The sequence below is a fragment of the Solibacillus sp. CAU 1738 genome, from assembly GCF_039888725.1.
Taxonomy (GTDB): Bacteria; Bacillota; Bacilli; order Bacillales_A; family Planococcaceae; genus Metasolibacillus.
In genome coordinates this window covers 128,408-150,493 of the sequence record NZ_JBDQQN010000004.1, presented here as the reverse complement: position 1 = coordinate 150,493, position 22,086 = coordinate 128,408, and the positions used below count along the sequence as shown (strand labels likewise).

At 35.5% G+C, this 22,086-nt stretch carries 12 protein-coding genes and 1 riboswitch; of the genes, 7 read left to right on the top strand and 5 right to left on the bottom strand.

Annotated elements, in window-relative coordinates; translation table 11 throughout:
* Positions 1–256: 256 nt before the first annotated feature.
* On the bottom strand, positions 257–1,744 hold the full coding sequence (locus AAFN87_RS13425) for an alkaline phosphatase family protein (protein WP_347791591.1): 1,488 nt from the start codon (positions 1,742–1,744) through the stop codon (positions 257–259).
* A 1,362-nt stretch (positions 1,745–3,106) separates the two neighbouring features.
* Here AAFN87_RS13425 and arcA point away from each other — a divergent pair.
* The 4 genes from arcA to AAFN87_RS13405 all read left to right on the top strand — a co-directional run bounded on the left by arcA (position 3,107) and on the right by AAFN87_RS13405 (position 7,938).
* Positions 3,107–4,330 (top strand): arginine deiminase, encoded by a 1,224-nt coding sequence (arcA, locus tag AAFN87_RS13420; RefSeq protein WP_347791768.1) that lies wholly within the window; start codon positions 3,107–3,109, stop codon positions 4,328–4,330.
* Positions 4,331–4,360: 30 nt separating this feature from the next.
* The gene (gene argF, locus AAFN87_RS13415) at positions 4,361–5,356 is read left to right on the top strand and encodes an ornithine carbamoyltransferase (RefSeq protein ID WP_347791590.1); all 996 of its coding nucleotides are present in this window, start codon (positions 4,361–4,363) and stop codon (positions 5,354–5,356) included.
* Between the two features lie 13 nt (positions 5,357–5,369).
* A complete protein-coding gene (gene arcC / locus AAFN87_RS13410; protein ID WP_347791589.1) occupies positions 5,370–6,305 on the top strand; it encodes a carbamate kinase in 936 nt (311 codons plus the stop codon).
* Positions 6,306–6,390: 85 nt separating this feature from the next.
* Positions 6,391–7,938: a YfcC family protein gene (locus AAFN87_RS13405; RefSeq protein WP_347791588.1), complete on the top strand. Its 1,548-nt coding sequence runs from the start codon at positions 6,391–6,393 to the stop codon at positions 7,936–7,938.
* A gap of 783 nt (positions 7,939–8,721) precedes the next feature.
* On the opposite strand, the gene AAFN87_RS13400 is transcribed toward AAFN87_RS13405, so the two are convergent.
* Positions 8,722–9,117: a YuzC family spore coat inner layer protein gene (locus tag AAFN87_RS13400; RefSeq protein WP_347791587.1), complete on the bottom strand. Its 396-nt coding sequence runs from the start codon at positions 9,115–9,117 to the stop codon at positions 8,722–8,724.
* Positions 9,118–9,455: 338 nt separating this feature from the next.
* Here AAFN87_RS13400 and AAFN87_RS13395 point away from each other — a divergent pair, with 338 nt between their 5' ends.
* The gene (locus AAFN87_RS13395) at positions 9,456–12,095 is read left to right on the top strand and encodes a cation-translocating P-type ATPase (RefSeq protein WP_347791586.1); all 2,640 of its coding nucleotides are present in this window, start codon (positions 9,456–9,458) and stop codon (positions 12,093–12,095) included.
* 53 nt (positions 12,096–12,148) lie between these two features.
* Here AAFN87_RS13395 and AAFN87_RS13390 read toward each other — a convergent pair whose 3' ends face one another.
* Positions 12,149–17,959, bottom strand: coding sequence for an NPCBM/NEW2 domain-containing protein (locus tag AAFN87_RS13390; protein WP_347791585.1), 5,811 nt, complete (start codon positions 17,957–17,959; stop codon positions 12,149–12,151).
* A 156-nt stretch (positions 17,960–18,115) separates the two neighbouring features.
* Positions 18,116–18,199, bottom strand: a riboswitch (cyclic di-GMP riboswitch).
* A gap of 324 nt (positions 18,200–18,523) precedes the next feature.
* Here AAFN87_RS13390 and AAFN87_RS13385 point away from each other — a divergent pair.
* The gene (locus tag AAFN87_RS13385; RefSeq protein ID WP_347791584.1) at positions 18,524–19,363 is read left to right on the top strand and encodes a metallophosphoesterase; all 840 of its coding nucleotides are present in this window, start codon (positions 18,524–18,526) and stop codon (positions 19,361–19,363) included.
* Positions 19,364–19,426: 63 nt separating this feature from the next.
* Here AAFN87_RS13385 and AAFN87_RS13380 read toward each other — a convergent pair whose 3' ends face one another.
* The gene (locus tag AAFN87_RS13380; RefSeq protein WP_481886477.1) at positions 19,427–20,050 is read right to left on the bottom strand and encodes a nitroreductase family protein; all 624 of its coding nucleotides are present in this window, start codon (positions 20,048–20,050) and stop codon (positions 19,427–19,429) included.
* A 137-nt stretch (positions 20,051–20,187) separates the two neighbouring features.
* Here AAFN87_RS13380 and AAFN87_RS13375 point away from each other — a divergent pair, with 137 nt between their 5' ends.
* Entirely contained in the window at positions 20,188–20,529 is a 342-nt protein-coding gene (locus AAFN87_RS13375; protein WP_347791582.1) for a winged helix-turn-helix transcriptional regulator, read from the top strand.
* 171 nt (positions 20,530–20,700) lie between these two features.
* Here the strand turns inward: AAFN87_RS13375 and AAFN87_RS13370 are convergent, their stop codons facing one another.
* Positions 20,701–22,053, bottom strand: a complete 1,353-nt coding sequence (locus tag AAFN87_RS13370; protein WP_347791581.1) for a uracil-xanthine permease family protein — start codon at positions 22,051–22,053, stop codon at positions 20,701–20,703.
* Between the last annotated feature and the right edge of the window lie 33 nt (positions 22,054–22,086).

The following is a 22,086-nucleotide window of genomic DNA, read 5'->3' as shown; positions in this document are numbered from 1 at the left end:
ACAAATGCTTGTTGTAGAAATGCTTATTAATTCAATATCCTTATTTTTAATAGTATTACTAATAAAGGAATCGCACCATCCCGCAACCACTTTTAAATTGGAATTTTTCGTATGTAATATATAAGAATCGTTGCAATAAGTCTTAAGAGCATATATTTCATTAATAGGATAAAGCCTAAAAATCCAATATATGCCCATTCAGATTTTGCCTTTTATAAATTTGGACGCTAGTATTCATAACTTCTATTGATGCGAGTCATTTTGTTAATTTAAGTATCCAATTTTTAATATCGATCAATCTATTGTATTCAGGTTTTTCATGGGTACCAGCGATTATGAGAGGAACAAGGGAATCGATTTTGTGTAAAGAGCCATGTGCTCCTCCACCAACATGGTTATGACTATGTTTTTCAATAAATTCAAATTGAGGCTTTGCATCTACAATAATAAATCGACCTTCATGTGAATACAGGGCACCATGAAGCCTTGCTAGAGCATCTGGATAATCGTTATATTCGATAAGTCCCTGATTATCGATCTTTAAATTTAATATTGAATGATCACCATCTATTTTCCATGATTGGTTATACAAGTCCTTATATGAACCAGTTGGTGAAAATGTAAACGTATTATTGGATTGTGGAGAAGTAACATAGTTTGTTTCTCCTTCTTTCCATGCAATAATACCAATTCGCATATCTTTTTTTAATGTCTCTATTATTTTTGAAAGATCAATGTTTTCTTTAATTAAGTTAATGTACGCCATTCTCTCGTTAATAGCGATTGCAATTTCGCCACTCTTATTACGTTCCCAAAATGTATAGTCTTTCAACAAATCATTTAAATCAATTAGCGCAGTGTTCTTATCTTTAATAACCTTTGTTTGGCCACTATCTCCATGCACGATCCAAACTACCTTTTCAATAGCTTCCTCCCAAGTCGAGTAAGAATTTAGTAGCTGTTGAATATATTGATCTGCTTTTTCAATAGGCTTTATATCCTCTGGCCCGTTTTTGTGTATATGACTGTCTGCATCTGGTAAATATGCGAGAGTAAATGAAGGTAATTTATTTTGTTCAATTAAAAAAATCAACTCGTTAACGCTAAATTGATTATTAAACCCAAATTTTCTCCAAATAAACATTTGGTATTTATTTTTGGCGCTTTTATGAGAAAATGTTCCCAATGAAAGCAATAAAGGTCCGTTCATATCAATTTTATTTGGTAGAAGTCCCATAGCTGAAATGAGCTTTGGAACATTTAATAGTTGGCGATAATTCCCCCGATATAAAAGTCCATTGATAGAGGCAGATTGCATACCCCCCTTTGAAAGTTCTTCGTGAATGGTCTGAACATTTTTGTTCAAATGCTCTTTGTTTAAATTAACAATACCGTCTAGAACAACATTCTTCACACCAAGACTCCATATTTCACTTACGCCGCTTCCATAGCTAATTATGCGATTTTCATCTTTCTTATACCATATAAGGCCTGGGATTTTATGTTGATCAGCATAAGTACCAGTTAACAAAGTGCTGTCAATTGTAACTGACATAGTAGGATAAGAACTAATTACTTCTGGGAGAAATTGTCCGTTTTTTATTAAAAATGAAAAAGCAGGGGCTTTTCCTTCTTGAATGAGTTTTTGGATGGATTGTCTCATAAGTGAATCAACAACGATGAGTATGACAGGTTTTTTCGTTTCATGCATAACAGTGTTGGTAATATCATTCGTATACTCCATGTTTTCACCCTTTATATAATAATGAACAATAGTATGGTTTATTTTAAGCAAAAGGATACATATGGAAGATTAATTTAGCGATATAGTGTTTGTGGTAAAAAGTACACGAACCTTTTTTATTTGTTGCATGAGCATACCAGATAAAAGAAATCCGTGATTTTGCCATTTGTCGAAATCGATATACAACATATTTTTAAATAAGTGCCATATCAGGGCTTTTCACCTAAATTGGCACTTATTATTATTTAAGTTGTATGTCAAAATCGATATATACAGTTTTATCGAATTTAAAAAGAGTTGCTGTTATTTTTTAATAAAAAATTAATAGCTACAATATATTTTTGTTAGGATTAAAAAAGAAAATGCATTTTTTATGTAAGAAGTTGCATAATGATGCCTTTAACGGTAGACGTATTTCTCCACAAAAGCTCTCTTTTTTTTTTCACCTAAATATGATCCTCTTTACGAGAAAATTCAGCCTCTAAGGCAAATCCTTTATAATAAATTTCTCTTATTTATCCAAAGAAATAGTTAACATAAAGCACTGTTTTTGAATGAAAACGGTTTTTTTTAATTAAAATCCGCACTTTCTCTCCAATAAACCACACTATATTAAATAATTTGTCACCTCCGAATTTGGCAATATACACCTATTTTTAATAATCCACCATTTAATAGTTAATTAATCTACATTGCTTGTGTTCTTGAGAATTTCAAGTTCGAGTTTTGTACACAGTTTTTCATATATTCCATATGAGAAAAATGAAGCATATTTTAAATAGTCCCAAAAACACATTTTTTATCTGATTGTAGATTTATATTATTTTATTTATTTTATATTAGTCGTATTCACCTACATAGTTTACTTAAAATGAAAAAAATAAACACGAAATTGAAAAATGATAAAATGTTGGTTTGTGATAAAATGTTAATATTTTGTGAAAAAACGAAGAAAAAATAGTGTTTTCGAGCAAAAAAACATTGAAATCAATTTATTTTAATTGTATAACAATATTGTAAACGCAGATGACATAAAACCGGAGTAGTGTGGTAGTAATTTGATATTGGTACATCAGGTTGTCGTCTTGTGTTAGGAGAATTATATGATTGAAAATTCTGAATATAAGAAATACACAAAAAGCGAATTTACAGAACAATACAGAGTTTGCTATTGGGATTTAGATCTTCTCCAATTAATATGCACTACTTTTTTTACCAAGAATATTTTTGAGGAAATGAGAAACAATAATTCATGCCTCAAAAAAAATACTTGACAACAAAGGAGGGAATAGTTTTCGGAGTTAAATTCATACCACTTTTTTTACCAAGAATTTTTTTTAATTCGTAGCCCAGAAGGAGGAAATAGTTTTGCGAGTAAATGTAAGAAACGAGATCATGCCCTTGAAGAAAGTGTTATTACACAGACCAGGGCAAGAGGTTGAAAACTTAACGCCTGAATATTTAGAAAGACTTTTGTTTGATGATATACCATGGCTTGAGCAAGCTCAAAAAGAGCATGACGCATTCGCAGATATTTTACGTGAAAATGGAGTAGAAGTTGTTTATTTAGACGAACTTGCTGCTGAAGCTATAAACGATCCTAAAGTAAAAGAAGAATTTATTAATCAATTCATTAAAGAAGCTGGTGTGAATTGTCCTAAAACAGCCCAACAAGTACATGATTATTTAAATGCTTTTAAAGATAATAAAGAATTAATCCAAAAAACAATGGCGGGTATCAGAAGAGAAGAAATCCCAGCAAGTGATCAAGTTAATTTAGCTTCTTTAGTGGATCAATCATATCCATTTATTACTGACCCAATGCCAAACTTGTATTTCACTCGAGATCCATTTGCTACAGTTGGTGACAAAATTAGCTTAAACAGAATGTATTCAGTTACTCGAAATCGAGAAACAATTTATGCTGACTACATTTTCAAATACCACCCAGAATACAAAGGAACTCAAAAAGTATTCGACAGAGATTTTGTAGCTTCTATTGAGGGTGGAGATATTTTAAACCTTTCTGCAGAAGTAGTTGCAGTAGGTATTTCTCAACGTACTACTCCAGAAGCGATTGAAGAATTTGCAAAACAATTATTCTTCAAAACAGAAGGAAATTTAGTGAATACTGTTTTAGCTATCGATATTCCAAAAACTCGTGCTTACATGCACTTAGATACAGTATTTACACAAGTGGATTATGACAAATTTACAATCCACCCAGGTATTCAAGGCCCACTACAAGTATTTGCTATTACTAAAGGTGAAGGCGAAGAATTAAAAATTGAAAAATTAAACATGGAATTAGATAAAATTTTATCTACTTACCTAAAATTGGATAGTGTAACTCTTATTCCTTGCGGTCGTGGCGACGCAATTGCTGCTGAACGCGAGCAATGGAACGATGGTTCAAATACATTATGCATCAAGCCTGGTCATGTAGTTGTGTATTCACGAAATTATGTGACAAACGAATTATTAGAACAGCATGGTATTACACTTCACATTATCCCATCATCCGAATTATCACGCGGTCGTGGGGGCCCACGTTGTATGTCAATGCCACTTTTACGTGAAGAATAATAATTTATAGGAATATGGAGGAACTATATTATGGGAGTTAATTTAAGAGGTCGTTCATTTTTAAAATTATTGGATTTTACACCAGCAGAAATTCGTTATCTAATTGATTTATCAAAGAACTTAAAGGATTTAAAAAGAGCAGGTATTAAACACGATACTTTAAAAGGAAAAAACATTGTACTTCTTTTTGAAAAAACATCTACTCGTACACGTTGCTCTTTTGAAGTAGCAGCTCACGATTTAGGTATGGGTGTTACTTTCTTAGATCCAGGTTCATCTCAAATGGGTAAAAAAGAGTCGATTGCTGATACAGCACGCGTTCTTGGAAGAATGTACGACGGTATTGAGTATCGTGGTTTCTCACAAGAGCTTGTGGAAGAATTAGCTCAATATGCTGGCGTACCAGTGTGGAATGGTTTAACAGATGAATACCACCCAACACAAATGATCGCTGACTTATTAACAATCGAAGAAAAACTTGGACGTTTAAAAGGTGTAAACTTCGTATATATGGGCGATGCAAGAAACAATATGGGTAACTCCCTAATGGTTGCCTGTGCAAAAATGGGCTTGAACTTTACAGCATGTGCTCCAAAAGAATTATTCCCGGCTGAAGATTTAGTAGCAAAATGTAAAGAAATTGCTAAAGTTTCTGGTGCAACTATTACATTAACTGAAGATGTACAAGCTGGAACTAAAAATGCAGATGTAATTTATACAGACGTATGGGTTTCAATGGGTGAACCTGACGAAGTATGGGAAAGCCGCTTAAAATTATTAAAACCTTTCCAAGTGAATAAAGCTGTTATGGATAACGCAAATCCAGAGGCAATTTTCATGCACTGCTTACCTGCATTCCATGATTTAAAAACAGAAGTTGGTAAGACAGTCGGCGAAAAATTCGGTATTACTGAAATTGAAGTGACAGATGAAGTATTTGAATCGAAACAATCTGTAGTATTTGATGAAGCAGAAAACAGAATGCATACAATTAAGGCAATTATGTTAGCAACAATTGGTTCATAAAGGAGACTGTATCATGAGCAAAAAATTAGTCATTGCTTTAGGTGGAAATGCACTTGGAGATACACCAGAAGAACAGTTAGAACTTGTGAAGCAAACTGCGAAAACAATTGTCGAATTGGTTGAAGAAGGCTGCACAGTTATTGTTGGTCATGGTAATGGTCCACAAGTCGGCATGATCAACTTAGCGATGGAATATGCATCTTCAAATGGTGCTAATACACCCGCTATGCCATTCCCAGAATGTGGCGCTATGAGTCAAGGCTACATCGGTTATCATTTAGAACAAGCAATTAAGGCTGAATTAGCAAGTCATAACATTGATAAAGAAGTGGCTTGCGTAATTACGGAAGTAGTTGTCGATGAAAATGATCCGGCATTTACAAACCCAACAAAGCCAATTGGTTTGTTCTACAGTAAAGAAGAAGCAGATCAAATCGCAAAAGAAAAGAACTATACATTTGTAGAAGATGCAGGACGTGGCTACAGACGAGTAGTTCCATCTCCAACGCCAAAAGAGATTGTTCAATTAAATGTCGTGAAACAATTAATTGAACATGATGATATCGTCATTACTGTTGGCGGAGGGGGCATCCCAGTTATTAAGAAAAATGACAAAGTCGAAGGTGTTGCTGCGGTTATCGATAAGGACAAGTCGTCTTCGAAATTGGCTCAGGACCTTAATGCTGAAATGTTAGTTATTTTAACTGCTGTTGATCGAGTTTGCATCAACTTTAATAAACCGGACCAAAAAGAACTTGCAAAAATGTCTGTTTCTGAAGCAGAGCAATACATTAAGGAAGGACATTTTGCTCCAGGATCTATGCTACCTAAAGTGGAAGCATGTCTTGAATTTGTAAAAAATAACCCAGAAGGAAAAGCGATTATCACGTCTTTAGAAAAGGCGAGAGAAGCTCTTCAAGGTAAGACTGGGACAATTATAGAAGCATAATCACACCATAAACATGTGCAAATGGACAGCGTCAAACGTTGTTCATTTGCATCTAAAGTTATAACTTTAAAAGAAGGTGAAATAAATGACGGAAGAGAAAAAAAAGAATAAAAAGAAAAAATTCCAATTCCCGACCGCGTATACAGTTCTCCTAGCTTTGACAGTAATCATAGGTCTTATCACTCAATTCATTCCTAAAGTTATTCCTGCAAAATTAAGCGATGTATTAATGGCCCCAATTACTGGAATGATCGGAATTAAAGATTCAGCTCTCCAAACTCAAATAACTGAAAGCATGCAAAGCCAAGGGGTTGCTCAAGCTTTAGAAAGCTTAAAATCTGCTGAAGGAAGTCTTATTAGTGTTTGGAATGAAGGTTCTTTAGCGGGAGCAATTGACGTAGCATTTTTCATTTTGATTATTGGTGGATTTTTAGGTGTTGTTACTAAAACAGGTGCATTAGATGCTGGGGTAGCAGCTATTGTGAAAAAAATGAACGGGAAAGAATTAATTTTAATTCCTATTTTAATGTTCATTTTCTCTCTAGGTGGTACTTCATATGGTATGGCAGAGGAAAGTTTAGCCTTTTATGCATTAATCACTGCAACTATGCTCGCTGTTGGATTTGACCCACTTGTAGCTGCTGCAACAGTAATGCTTGGAGCAGGGTGCGGTACATTAGGTTCGACGGTAAACCCATTTGCAACTGGGGTTGCTGCCGCAGCTGCTAAATCAGTAGGCGTAGATGTTAACCAAGGATCAATGATTCTTATAGGTGTAATGTTATGGCTTGTTACTTTAGCAATTGCTATTTTCTTTGTTATGAGATATGCGATGCAAGTGAAAAAAGATCCAAAGAGATCTCTTTTATCGGATGCTGAATGGAAAAGTGCGAAAGAAGCATACAGTAGTAATCAAGGTGAAACATTAGAACTAACTGGTAGCAGAAAACTTGTATTAGTCTTATTTGCTTTTGCATTCGCTGTGATGATTTTAGGGGTTATACCATGGGGAGAATTCGGAGTTAATTTCTTTGCTAATAATACAGGATTCCTAACTGGTGCTCCTCTTGGCGAGTGGTCTTTCCCTGAATTATCGGCATGGTTTATCATCATGGCTATCGTCATTGGATTAGTTTATCGCTTGAAAGAAAAGGATTTAGTAGATTCCTTTATGGTCGGAGCAGCTGATATGGTAGGGGTTGCACTAATTCTTGGTATTGCAAGAGGTGTTTCGTTTATCATGTCAAACTCTGGATTAGACTTATTGATTTTAGATAGTGCTTCAAGTATTCTTAACGGTATTTCCGGTATTGCATTTGTTAGCATTGCATATTTAATCTATATTGGTCTGTCTTTCTTAATTCCTTCATCTTCAGGCTTAGCCGCTGTTTCGATGCCTATCTTTGCTCCTCTGACAAAAACATTAGGTTTATCACCAGAAGTAATGATTATGGTGTTTAGTGCAGGATCAGGTATTGTAAACTTATTTACACCTACTTCAGGTGTTGTAATGGGTGGTTTAAGTATTGCAAAAGTAGAATATTCTACTTGGCTGAAGTTCGTTTGGAAAGTACTTTTAGCAATATTTATTGCATCCATTGCTATTCTGTCTCTTGGAATGATGATGTTCTAAAAAAGGGTGAATAATTTGGGAATTGTTAGTTTCTTATGTATCATATATTTTATATTTACGGCTATCCTTTTATTTACAAGAAGGAAAACAGGGAATTTGTATATGATATTTGGTGTATTAACATTTGTTTTAATCCTTTTGTTTGGCTCGACTCCAAACATCCCTAGTTCACTACATGTTGTTACAAACTATTTGGTACTTTCATTAATGATTTTGTTATTAGGAATGATGCTTGGGATAGGGACCTTATTTTTTATTAAATTACCTCGGTCAATTAGTATCGCATGTTCCATTATAGGCACCGTTTTGTTTATGATTGCGATGTTCAATTTGAGAGGGTTAATCATTTATATGTATGTCCCTGTTTTATTGTTTGCAGTTCTTCATGGTATGGAGAGGTTTGCGGCATCTACCTCTGCCTCTACCAATCATTAATTGTACTGACAAAACATTCATATAACTGGCTTCTGATGAATGTTTCATCAGAAGGTGTATTGAGTATGACAGTCGTTGATAAAAACTTCACTTTTGGTTGTCTATAATCATAGGTGAGTTAATTTCATAAATAGTTATTTCGATAAAAACACGAACATTCTATAAAAACGGAAGGTGGCGAGTGCATCTGTCAGCTACGCCTTTCGATGCAGGAAAAATCTGTTCCCTTCATGGTGGAACAGATTTTTTTTGCGGAAAAGCGTCCACTTAGAACATAATAATGGAAACGATAACGTTGTATATTTCAATTAAATTCATATTTATGTTTGTAAATTTCTCGTTGCCCATTCACCAATGTAAAATCATGGTTAGCCCACAACAAGAACTGTCAAAGAAATGAATTTGAATAGCACTTGGGGTGAATTTTGATTCGAACTTTTTAGTGATACCTGTTGAAGAGATTAATCTATCAACTTCAGCTTTATTAGAAAGTTGTGCTGCATTCATGAGATCATGTGAAAACTGCTCTGACTCCGCTATTTTAGTTGCAAGTAAAATAGCCTGCTGGAAAATCGTCTGAATACTTTTAGCTGATGATTTTAATCTATGTGTATTTACTGGCGGGAATACGGTGTTATTTGTCGGCATTGCTATGTGTATAGGTAATTGAGAAAGTGAAGTATGTTTTGCTGACATCCACATAGGATATTGATTAGAATAAACATAATATGGATTGTAATACAACGGAATTCCTCCTATCCGAGGGTTAATAAACTATAGTATGAATTGCCATGATGTTATGTGTAACGGGTTTAAATTGATATGGAATTTATTCAGGTGCAATGGATTGGTTTTGGTCAGATTTATTTGTATGATAAAGTAGAGCCGCTACTATAGAATTAGTAGCGGTTTTCTTTATAAAAATAAGTATTATGTGTTTTTTAAACTTAGTCTGCAACTTTTCATGATTTTTTTGAAATGGTACATAATAATATTTAGGATTTGCAAAGTAAGGGATATATATAAGTGGGTATAAGCAAATAAAAATGCACCTAAAAAACGCTTAAGCAAGGAGGGTTTAAATGGAATTTTACAATCGTAGCAAAGAAGACGTTATAGAGGCAATGGATTCCAACGAAAAGGGCTTATCCAACGAGGAAGTGCAATTGCGTTTAGAGCGGGATGGCTACAATGAAATAGAAGATCAAGCAAAAGTGTCTACCTGGAAGTTATTTTTAGAGACCTTTAAAGATCCAATGGTCATTGTTCTACTTGTAGCAGCGGGTGTGCAAATTTTACTCGGCGAAGTAGTTGAGTCAGTAATTATTTTTATAGTTATCCTCGTTAACTCAGTGATTAGTGTTGTACAGACTAGAAAAGCGGAAAGTTCCTTAGAGGCATTACGAGACATGTCTGCACCATCAGCGAAAGTGATTCGTAATGGAACAAAACAAACTGTAGCAGCTAAAGAGCTCGTAAAAGGGGATATCGTATTCCTTGAAGCGGGGGATTATGTTCCTGCCGATGGACGTGTGCTAGAAAGTGGCTCTTTGAAAGTAAATGAAGGGATGCTAACCGGTGAATCAGAAGCTGTAGAGAAATCGGTAGAAGCGATTTCCGGGGAAGTGGCCCTTGGTGATCGTCGCAATATGGTATTTAGCAGCTCATTAGTCGTGTACGGGCGTGGAACCTTTGTTGTTACAAGTACTGCAAAAAATACTGAGGTCGGCAAAATTGCCAATTTGATTTCAACAGCTGAGCAAAAAGAAACGCCACTGCAACGAAAATTAAGTGACTTCAGTAAAAAGCTTGGTATTGGAGTTCTATTGCTATGTATCGTCATTTTTGCAGTACAAGCTGTACGTATTTGGTTTGGTGATAGTCATACGGATACGACAACAGCACTGTTGAATGCGCTAATGTTTTCTGTAGCTATTGCAGTTGCTGCCATACCAGAAGCATTACAATCTATCGTAACGATTGTGTTATCAGTTGGGACGCATAAAATGGCGAAACAGCATGCAATCATTAGAAAGCTTCATGCAGTCGAAACGTTAGGGTCAACAAGAATAATTTGTACAGACAAAACAGGTACATTGACACAAAACAAGATGACCGTGACGAATCATTTTTTACCGTCTACTAATAATGAACAATTGCCGGAAAAACTTGATGATTGGAATGAATCAGAACGTTTGCTTGTACTGATAGCGGCACTTTGTAATGATTCATACATCAATAAAGATGGTCAAGAAGTAGGGGATCCGACAGAAGTTGCCTTAATAAACTTTGCGAATAAAAATGGGCGTGACTATGAGCAGCTGCGTACAAAGTATGAGCGAGTAACAGAAATACCTTTTGATTCGGATCGCAAGCTAATGTCAACGGTACATATCGTTGATGGGGCAAATTTAATGTTCACAAAAGGTGGTCCCGACGTGATGTTCAACCGTATTAGCCATGTGCTAGTAAACGGTGAAGAACAACCAGTGACTCAAGAATTATTAAATCGTTTTAAGGAAGCGAATGAAAATTTCTCTAATCAGGCATTAAGGGTTTTAGCTTATGGCTATAAGCGTCTACCAGATGGAACAACAAATATTAACCACGACGATGAGCGTGATCTCGTATTAGTTGGTTTAACAGCTATGATCGACCCACCTAGAGAAGCGGTTTATAGCGCTATAGAGAAAGCGAAAAGTGCTGGTATTCGTACGATAATGATTACGGGTGATCATAAAACAACAGCACAAGCCATTGGTCGAGATATTGGATTAATGGAGGAAAATGATATTGCCGTAACCGGTCAAGAGCTTGATGCCATGACTGAAGAAGAGCTAGATCAAAAATTAGAAAGTATTGCTGTATATGCCCGCGTATCTCCTGAAAATAAAATTCGGATCGTACGGGCATGGCAGAAAAAAGATGCTGTTACAGCGATGACTGGTGATGGTGTGAATGACGCACCAGCGTTGAAACAAGCGGATATTGGTATTGCAATGGGAACGGGGACAGACGTTGCTAAAGATTCGGCCGCGATGATTTTAACGGATGATAACTTTGTTTCAATCGTTGATGCTGTTCAAGTAGGAAGAACCGTATATGATAACATTAAGAAGGCCATAAATTATTTATTTGCAGGGAATTTAGGCGCTATTATTGCCATTCTATACGCAGTTACATTTAATTTACCTAATCCATTTACGGCATTGCAGTTGTTATTTATTAACCTTGTGAATGATTCGTTACCTGCCATTGCTTTAGGGGTAGAAAAGCCTGAACCGAATGTCATGGAGAAAAAACCTCGTCCAATTGATGAGGGGATATTTGCTGGTGGAACGATGAAAGCGGTAATAACGCGCGGTTTGCTTATCAGTGTTGCCGTAATTATTTCATTTTATATTGGGCTATCTCATTCGGATGAAATGGGTGTCGCAATGGCATTTACTACGCTAATTTTATCAAGAACACTGCAAACCTTTGTCGCGCGTTCTAATACACAAACAGCAATCAGCTTTGGGTTTTTTAGCAATAAATATGTCATTGGCGCGGTTGTGCTAGGCTTCCTATTGTATGGCATGACAGTCTTACCGTTTACCCGTGATATTTTCGGTATTCCAAGTGAATTTGGCATGACAGACTGGTTAATTGCAACAGGGCTTGCACTAGGGGCAGTTATTCTAATGGAAGTCGCTAAAGTAATACAACATCGAGAAGAATAAGAAATGACGAAAGAAAAAGGCGCCCAAGGAAAAACCGTTGGGCGCCTTTCATATTATTTATTTTCCACTAAATAAGTTACTTGGATTAGTGTATCTTCTTTCAACTTATAGGCAATGACTAACATATAAAAACCTGTATCTTCTTCTGATAAATCAATTGTAAACTGATTTGCATTTGGTGCAAGTTGTGCAACATCTACATAGATTTCTTTATTCGTTTTAGTATGTCTTAATCCGATTTGTTCAGGATTTAAATAGTTACCGTCTAAGCCTTTCACAACATTTTCCACTGTCATGACAGGGCCTTTTAAGCTATTCATTACAATAATTTGAGGATGCGCGTTTACATTCTCTAATTGTTGTAAATCTTTTAATGGTGAGAAATCAGTAATCTCATTTCCACTAATATTGAGCGAAACTAAATTTTTAGCGTATTGTAAGCCTTCCAAGCTTGTGATTCGAGCATTTGGACTTTGAAGGTCAGTAAGGTTATACATATCACGTAATGTGATTTCTCCTGTAAGCCCAAGCGTTTGCTGAATAGCCTTTTTCAGATAGTTATCTTGTATTGCAATAACTTGGTCGAAATCGATTGCAACTAATGCAGCTTGTGCTTGTTTTAGTGCTTCTATAGCTTGATCAATTTCTACTTGAGTTGCTTGCGAATTAGCAAGTAGTTCTTCCGCATGTGCAATGCTAGCTTGTAAAGCAGCTATACTTTCAGAAGTGTAGTCCTCGGCATTGATTGCTTTTGCTTCTTCAATCGCTGCTTCTAAATCTTGTGTGAACACGCGGTCTGGATTTGCAAAATGTAATTTAGCATCTCCCCATGAAGCATGGTCAGAGCCGTTTCCGTTTCCACCGTCAGTAACGACTAACTTAAGTTCTTTCGCACCACTAATATTTACTTCAATAAATTGTTGTGGATCTTTAGAATTCATTAAGCCACTGTCAAATTGTTTTTCACCGTCAACAAAGACTTGGAACGTCACAGAGCCAATAGAGCCAAACATTTGACGGTCTACACCAACAAATGAAGTGAAGTAATCTGCGTTTTTATCTGTTAAATCATAAACGATTGTAGAGTTTGAATGAGCGCCAATACCTTTTTCGTAAGTTTTCTCAGTACCATCTTCACCAGTTAATCGAATCGGATTGTGGCTGATGACAGCTAAATCTTTCACAGGCGCTGTGTAACTGTTTTGAGTCGATTTCCAGTCAAAATCTGACAGGTAATGATAATCGTCCATATTAACGACAGAGATTGATCGTTTCTTCGTTACTTCATTGCCATCACTATCTGTTACTGTATAAGTAATTTCATACTTACCAGTACGATTAAAGTTAACTTGATCTGCTCCAGTTACTTGTACAGCATCCGTTAAATTGCCGTCTTCAGCATCCGTAGCAGAATAACTTCCGTTAATGTCTATAGGTGTGCCAACTTTCGTAGCAATGTCTTTTGGAACAGAAAGCGTTGGTAATCCATTTGAAATATAAAACTTCGCATTAGCGAAATTAGCATGGTCAGATGTATTGCCATTATTCGAATCATTTGCAATTAGCGTTAATTCTTTTACACCATTTAATGGAACTCTTACTAATTTTGCTTCAGTGTTGTATTTCATAACTCCGCTATTATAAACTTCTTGACCATCTGCAAGAATTTTGAATGTAACACTAGAGCTATTATTTTCAGCGATGTTTTGGTCTACACCTACTAGTGTTTCAAAATAGTCGTAGTTTTTGTCTGTAAGATCATACACAATAGTAGAATTTGCATGAGTACCAATCCCTTTAGCAAATTCTTTTTTCTCGCCATTCACAAGAAGTTTAATCGAACTACCTGATGAAGCTTTATCTTTATTTACTGTGCTCCAAGCAGTTTGTGCGGATTTCCAATTCATATCAGACGCAAATTTTTCATCGCTGTAAACATAAATTGTTTTGCTTGCTGTTGCAACATTGTTATCACTATCTTTTACAGAGTACTCAATTGTATAAGTACCTGTTTTATTTGAAGTAAAGCCATTAGCTGTTACTTGAACTTGCTGTTTTAGATCACCATCTTCAATATCAGATGCTGTAGCATCTTTTAAAAGATCAAAATCACTGTTTAACTTTACCATCGTTAAATCTTCAGAAATAGTTAATGTAGGAATACTAGAGTCTTTTGTAAACTTCGCATCCGCCCATACTGTATGGTCAAATGAATTACCATTATCTTTCGCATCAGTTGTAACTAATTTTACTTCTTTCGCTCCTTTAACAGGAACTTTTACAAACTCATGTTCAGTGTTCGATTTGAATACTTTACTGTCGAATTTTTTCTCGCCATCTACCCAAACTTCAAATGTGGCAGATGAGGCTTTACCTTTTACGTTTTGGTCTATGCCAATATAGCTTTCAAAGAAATCAAAGCCTTTTCCTTCAATGTCATACACAACTTCTGAATTCGCATGTGCACCAAGGCCTTTTTCATAAATAACATCTAGCCCTTGTCTCACAAGTGTAATAGGAGTGCCGGGTGTTGCTGTATCTTTTTTCAAACCACCATATTGTATGTTCGCTGATTTCGCGTTCATATCTGAAGCATATTGAATATCACTCGTTACGTTTACTAGGATTGTTTTTGATTCTTTTATTCCTTCATCAGTAATTTCATATACGATTTCGTAGTTACCTTTTTTCGTAATGTCTACATTGTTCGATTTAATGACTACTTTATTTGTTAAATCTTGGCCGTTATAAGAAATCGCTTTTACATAATTCATAGGATCAAATGCTTGATGCATTTTAAGCGTTACATGCTCTTCTACAGATAATGTAGGAGTAAATGCCTTAATTTCTACTGGTTTTAGCGTATTTAATTTTTTGTCGTAGCCAACGACTTTGTAAGTATAGTTTTTACTCGTATCTACATTTTTATCGGTAAATTGAGCGGTACTCGTAAATCCAATTAATTCACCATCTCTAAATATTTCATAGCCTAAGAAATCATCTTGATATGATTGATCAATACTAAAATACAATGTGTTAGTTTTGGCTGCTTGGTTAGATGCGAAAGTAACCTTTACATCTTGACCTTTCATACCATTCCCTTTATAGCCAGCAGCACTATTATTCAAGTACCATATTTTTTTATCTGGTTTTGGATATTTGCTTGTTTTTTCTTTTGTATCTTCATTTACGACAAACCCATGGCGAGCGAAATGTTCACTTAAATCTAAACCAAGTGCTTCTGAAGAGAATTCGACTAAATATTGTTGTTTAGAGCGATCGCCATCTGTTAATGACACATTTCTTTCGCGATATAGCGAATTTAGTTTTCCCCAATAGCCTGGGCTATACATTTCTAATTGCCAATAAACAGCTAGTTTTTCAAATAGACCTTGCGCATTATAATCTTTTGTATTTTCTTTTAATACGTTTTTATAAATGTTTGCTTCGAAAGGTATGCGTTGATCGATCTTGCCGTAAAATGCAGACATATGCTGTGGCAACATGTTATTAGTTACTTCTCCAAATGTTCTTACGCCAATATCCATACGGTGACCGATTTCATGAATAAGGCCCCATGAACCGCCTATTTCTTCGATAGGTACTAAGATGGAAGCTACTACATCATCAAGAGTTCCGATATGATCGCCAGCTGCGTACATGTATGAGTACGGTTGAGCAAGTCTTACATTTTCTCTTATTAATTTTGGATCATGTTTTTCGCTTCGAGCATCTAAACCATTATATTTAAATAATTCATCCATCATGCGATTATAAGATTCGATAGTTTGTAATGGACTATATCCATCTTCTATATAAGTTTTATAAGCACCTGTTGCAGTACCTGTCCAAAATAAGTGGTCACTAACGACTTCCACAATGTCTAAAATTTCTCGATCTTGGACATTTGGATGTTTTGCAATGTCTTCATCTATTTTTTTCTTATAATCGATTAAAAACTGTTTAAATTCTTCTACATTTGTATCTTTTGTAGCAAAAGGAATTCTATCTACACCTTCAAATCGTAATGTAGGCGCTTTTCCTTGTTGTTCTTGTGTATACGGATTTTCAATGTAAATTGTTCCGCCAGGCGTAATCGCTTTATTATAAGCAGATGTTTTTGGGATGGCAGGAACTGTTATGACGTTTTTACCGACTTTCAAGTTTACGCCTTGTCTCCAGCTATTCCAAGCACCTTCTTGTTGAGCAAAGGTTAAGCGTGGTAGAGGACCATTTCCAGCAGCATCTACATACACGATAATTTGATCTCCTGGTTGTGCAGCTAGCCCAGTAGGTTGTAGATTGTTACCGAATCCAAACTTTAATTTTTCCTGGGCGTGTTTCACCATATCGCCATGTTGTTCTGCTACGATAATTTTTCCTTCAGTCACTACTTCGCCATTTAGTAATTTTTTCGCTAAGTCTAACTGCTCTTTATAAGTATCAAATAAAGGATGATCCTTTACTTCTTGTTCTAAAGCGTTAATTTTCTCTAAGCTATTGTATTCAGGTGAAACAGCACTCATCGTTCCATCCGTAAAGAGTTTAGAAAACTTCTCGTCTAGTTTGTCTTCCTTATAGAACGCTAACTCTGATAGTGTTGCCCAGTTTTGATTTGATTTTTTGAAAACGAACTTCACTCGTTTAAATGTAGTTGGTTCAAATTTCGCCTCAACTAAACCAGAAACCATATTGTGTTTTCCTGTTGCTACAAGCTCATATGTATCTCCCTTAGATGTTTTTGAGCCATAAATCTCAAACTCTTCAGCAAATCCTTTACGGTCAGAAGGTCTTGCACCGTAAACAATTCGATTAAGTGTTACAGCGTCCTTAAATGTAACTTCTACTGCATTGGAGAAGTTAGCAGTGTTACTCGTATTCGTTTCCCAATATGTTTTGACATTTCCGTCAAATGCATTAGCAAGAACCTGACCCCAGTAATGTTTTCCATTGTTACTGAAACTTGCAATGTTTTGGTTGTCCATTTTAAATAAAGTAGAATAAGCTTCGTTAGAATAATGGTCAAAAGGTGTTGTTACTGCTGTTATAGCTTCTGTTTTTTCTGCACCTATAAGGGCTTTAGCATTTTCAATATCTTCTTTATATAAAGAATAAAGAGGGTGCCCCTGTGCTTCTGCATCCAATTGATTGATTGCATCCACTGAATTAAATTCTTTGCTTACAGTACTATAAGTGTTATCTGTAAATAATGTTTTCATTTTTTCTGCTACAGAGTCTTCTTTATAAAATTGAAACTCTGCTGCACTTGCCCAATCTTGATTTGCTTTTTTGAAGACGAATTTTACTCGCTTAAATTCGGTAGGAGTAAACTGAATTTCTACAATATCTCCAGTAGAACCTTTATATTCACCTGAAGAAACGAGAGTAAAATCATTGCCTGAATCTGAAGTGGAACTATAAATTTCAAACTGCTCGGCAAAGCCTTTACCTTTCGTACTTTCTTGACGAGCCGCATATACAATACGGTTTAAAGTAGTCGTTTCGTTAAAATTAATGACAACTTCATTTGTGAAAGTAGCACTATTTGGCTTACCCGTTTCCCAGTGCGTATTCATATTGCCATCAATCGCTTTATCAATAGTAGAGCTATTATATTTACTACCATTGTTTGTGATTGATTTAATATTCGTGTTGGGCATTTTAAAAACTTCATTGTAAGCAGTTAAAATGCTTTTCCCGTATAGGTCGAACTTTTTAACTGAAGCAAGCGTCGAATTAATAGTAGCTTCTGCTGGAGCGACCATAATTTTTCCATCTGGATTCGCACTCGCAAAAACGCTAATTGGGCCGCCTACTAAATTGAAGACTAATGCCGCTGCTGATGCAATCTTTACAACTTTCATACACATTCCTCCTGATGAATTAATTCCTAAGAAGCACATAAAAAAGCTACTCAAAAAAGAGCAGCTTTAAATTCGCATTAGGGTATCATTCAAAAACGAACAGAAAAATGCTTCATTTTTTAATGAACCTTACTATACAAAAAGTAGAATGTACTCTTCGGCAACTGGCTGACATAGTTAGTAACCTTAGTCCCTATAGCTTTGCGTCCCTAAATTTCTTTAGGTTTGCCTATTCAATTTTCTATTAAAACAATAGCATAATGAAAATTATTTCCAAAGAATAATTAGTACTATATTTTTTACCCTCCTCACAGGAAACGGAGGAAAAGGAGGGGGTATTATTAAATATTTGGAAGTATAGTATATCTATTTTAATAGGAAATATGATGTGGTTATGTACATTCACTAAATTCACAACAATTAACCATAAAAAAATTCATTAACAATATGCTTGATTTTATTTATTATGCACAAAAATTTGATATGATTGTTGGAGTTTCACATGCAAGAGTTATAAAGTAGTGACATGCATTAATAGAGTTATAGTAGTTAAGGAGAAAAATAATGAGGAAAATTCTGAAATTAATACTTCTGTTAGCTGTAGTAGGAGTATTCGTTTTTATATATGCAACATTTATCGAACCAAAGTTATTAGTTGTTAAGTCACATGAGTTTTCATATATAACACAAAAACAAGAAAACGGGACATCTTTAAAAATTGCTCATTTTACAGATACACAAATAGGGGATTTTTTTAGTATGGATCAGTTCGAGAAAGTTGTGAAGAAAATAAACAAACAAAAACCTGATCTCATAGTTTTTACTGGAGATTTATTTGATATGGGTGCGACGGAAGCGGAAGTTCAAGAAATTATCACTCTATTAAAAGAGATGAAAGCACCTTATGGGAAGTTTGCAGTTTATGGCAATCATGATGTAGGGGGTGGCATGGAACGAAATTATGAAGGCTTACTGATTGAAGCGGATTTCACGCTCCTCCAAAATGAAGAAAAGACCATTACTTTATCAAGTGGGGAAGAGCTACTTCTTTATGGATTAGATGATGCACTTCTAGGCTCACCTGATATAGATAGTGTAAATAAATTGCTCCACCGAAAACAAAATACGCTTGTCTTATTACATGAACCTGATGTGGCAAAACAATTTGAGTCTACCAATCATGCCTTAGTATTGGCTGGTCATAGTCATGGTGGACAAATATACCTGCCGTTTATCGGGCCACTTGCCACTACTGCATTAGCAGAGGAATACGTGAAAGGGTGGTATACTCTTTCGGGAAGCGAAAAGCCCAATTTATACGTGAATACAGGGATTGGAAATACGAAGGTCCCATTTCGGTTAGGAAACGTCCCGCAAGTATCAGTGATCAATATACATTTATAAAAAAGTGGCGTCTTATAGAAAAAAATCAGCAAAATCCAATTGGACTTTTGCTGATTTTTTATTTTAGATAAAACGAGCAATATCTTCTAATGGTAAACGTGATGAGCCAAATGCAGGTGCAGCTGCTTTACCAATTGCGATTAGTACGATAGGGAATTGGTTTTCCGGTAATTCAAATCGCTCAGCAAACTTCACTTTATCAAAACCGCCCATAGGTACTGTATCGTAACCTTTTTCTTTTGCGATAAGCATCAGTTGCATTGAAATTAAACCAGCATCAAAAGTGGCGATGTTCTGTCTAGCTTCTAATGGAGCATGAGGGTACATACGTTGCGTATTACTAACCGTAATATTCTTCTGCTCTTCTCCCATATGACCTTCAGCTACATTTTGTGTGTAGATTTTTTCAACGTTTTTATACATTTCCGCATCACCTAAAACGGCAATAACTGCTGAAGATGTTTCGATTTGTTCTTGATTGTTAGCAATTGTACGAAGTTCTTTTTTTGTAGCGTCATCTTGAATGACAAGGAATCTCCATGGTTGTAGGTTACTTGAAGATGGTGCACTTGTCGCTTCTGTAATGATTTCCTCAAGTTTTGCTTGCGTCATTTTAAATGTAGGGTCGTACTTACGAACTGATTTTCTTTCATGCATAATTGTGTATAAATCTTTAGTTGCTGTTATCATTTTGTTTCCTCCTATAAACTTACTAATAATAAGTTATTAAATAGAATCTTACCATTAGTAAGTTTATACGTCAAATAAAAAAATAATATATGTTATAATAGAGAAAATTGAATTCACAGGCTGGAGGTTATTATATGACTCAACCGAATAATTCACATATATGCAGCAGCTATCATAAAGCAATTGAATTTATAGGGAAACGATGGATGGGCATGATTATATATACGTTATTATCGGGGACAAAAAGGTATCACGAAATTCATGCAACAATTCCTGGTATTTCTGATCGTTTACTAACAGAACGTTTAAATGAGCTTGTAAATGCAGGCTTAGTTGAAAAAAAATTCATTGATGCTTCTATAAAAAAAGTAGAATATGAATTAACGCCCAATGGCTTAGCATTCAAAGAAGTTATTCTTTCTATTGTTAAATGGATAGAGTTATGTGACTTTGAAAAGACAACGAAGGAATCTTAATAAAAATGGCTGCCTCTTAAGTGAGGCAGCCATTTTAATTTGTGATTTTTGTAGGAAATTTACGCTATAACTAACGGTCAAAGCCGCGATATTTACCTGATTTGCTGATTTATCAACCATATCTTAAAAGTTATTTATGTTAGCGCCATCCCGGAACGTAATTCTGCAAAACTATTTAGTATTCGGTAATATCTTATTTAGCAATATCGCTACAATAGCAGCAGTTGCTACTGGAGAACCGAATAAGTATTGCAATGTTGTCGGTAAAGAATATAAAAAGTCTTTTGGAAGAAGTGTTAGTGCTAATGTCAAAATCATTGGAACAGCGATCACATACATTTCTTTTTCGCCAATGCTTTCATTTTTCATCACTTGTAAACCACTAATTGCAATAATGCCACAAACGATAACGAACACACCACCGATTACAGCAGATGGAATTGCAGAAATTAAAGCGGCCAATTTACCTGAAAAGCCGAACAATACAAACCATGCGCCCGCAGCAATAAAGACACGGCGGCTTGCAATACCTGTAATAGAAATAATACCTGCATTTGTTGAATAACCCGTTACTGGAGTTGAGCCTACTAGTGATGCAATGAAGCAGCCAATTCCTTCTCCGATAACCCCACGATTAATTTGTTTGTCTGTTAATGGTTGGTCGATTACATTACTTACAGCAAACCATGTACCCGTTGTTTCAGCCATTAACACAATATAAATAATAACCATTGTCACAATAGCAGAAATATTAAAAGTGAAACCGAAATCTGCAAAAGGAATTTGTGGTAAGCTAAACCATTTTGCTTGTGAAACAGCCGATAAATCTAATACACCCATAAATTTTGCTGCGATACTACCAACAATTAGAGCGATAATGACTGAAGTGATACGGAATACGCGCCCTTTTTTATGGAAGACAGTGCCCAACATAACGAAAATAATTAATACTGCAGCTGAAATTAGTGCAAGATAAATATTTTGGTTGATCGTAGCACCCGCACCGTCAAAAATATTACTACTTAAACCAACAGGCATTAATGAAAGACCAACGACAAAGATTATAGTACCTCCAACAACGGGAGGAATGAAAACTTTTACAATTTTATTGAAAATACCAGTGAAGCCTAAAATGATAACTAAAATAGCACCGATTAAGCTCGCACCTAACACTGAGCTCCAGCCAAGTTCGCCCCCACCACTTGCAGCATAAATACCGACAATGGCGCCTAGTGGAACATAAGATGGACCTTGTGCGATAGGGAGTTTCATACAGAAGTACGTTTGAACAATCGTTGCAATCCCTGCTGCAATAAAGGTCGATTGAATTAAGGCAGATGATTGTCCTGACTGTAAACCTATTAACATCGCAATTAGGAATGGTACTACATAGACATCCATAGCCATTACATGTTGTAAACCGAGTAAGGCTGATTGACCGAATGAAATTTTTTCATCTGGTAAAACGGTTAAGTGCGGAGTATTGATTTTCTCATTAACTAGCTTATTATTTTTCGTTTCCACTAAGATGCACACCTCGAAATTTTAAGTTATGAA

What these genes read in the sequence shown, in the direction of transcription:
- AAFN87_RS13425 (WP_347791591.1), bottom strand. Translation starts at nt 1,744, where the DNA reads ATGGAGTATACGAATGATATTACCAACACTGTTATGCATGAAACGAAA.
- argF (WP_347791590.1), top strand. Translation starts at nt 4,361, where the DNA reads ATGGGAGTTAATTTAAGAGGTCGTTCATTTTTAAAATTATTGGATTTT.
- arcC (WP_347791589.1), top strand. Translation starts at nt 5,370, where the DNA reads ATGAGCAAAAAATTAGTCATTGCTTTAGGTGGAAATGCACTTGGAGAT.
- AAFN87_RS13405 (WP_347791588.1), top strand. Translation starts at nt 6,391, where the DNA reads ATGACGGAAGAGAAAAAAAAGAATAAAAAGAAAAAATTCCAATTCCCG.
- AAFN87_RS13395 (WP_347791586.1), top strand. Translation starts at nt 9,456, where the DNA reads ATGGAATTTTACAATCGTAGCAAAGAAGACGTTATAGAGGCAATGGAT.
- AAFN87_RS13390 (WP_347791585.1), bottom strand. Translation starts at nt 17,959, where the DNA reads ATGAAAGTTGTAAAGATTGCATCAGCAGCGGCATTAGTCTTCAATTTA.
- AAFN87_RS13385 (WP_347791584.1), top strand. Translation starts at nt 18,524, where the DNA reads ATGAGGAAAATTCTGAAATTAATACTTCTGTTAGCTGTAGTAGGAGTA.
- AAFN87_RS13375 (WP_347791582.1), top strand. Translation starts at nt 20,188, where the DNA reads ATGACTCAACCGAATAATTCACATATATGCAGCAGCTATCATAAAGCA.